At 63.6% G+C, this 253-nt stretch carries 1 pseudogene; it reads left to right on the top strand.

The features are described 5' to 3' along the window. A pseudogene (locus WDW90_RS40215) lies at positions 1 to 253 on the top strand (LacI family transcriptional regulator); the annotation flags it as partial.

The following is a 253-nucleotide window of genomic DNA, read 5'->3' on the forward strand; positions in this document are numbered from 1 at the left end:
GGAAGAAACGCGTCGCCGCGTCATCCAGGCCGCGGAAAAGCTCGGCTATCACGTCAACCACCTCGCGCGCGGCCTGTTGCGCAAATCGACCGGCATCGTCTGCCTGGTCGTGGCCGAGAGCGATACGCCTTACATATCGCGCATGGTGCGCACGCTTGCCCGCCACATTCAGGAGGCCGGCAAGGTGGCGATGGTGATCGACACGACGGGGCCGAGCGAGAATGTCGAACATGCGCTGAGGCAAACGCTCAAC

It is taken from the genome of Methylobacterium nigriterrae (genome assembly GCF_037106235.1).
GTDB lineage: Bacteria > Pseudomonadota > Alphaproteobacteria > Rhizobiales > Beijerinckiaceae > Methylobacterium > Methylobacterium nigriterrae.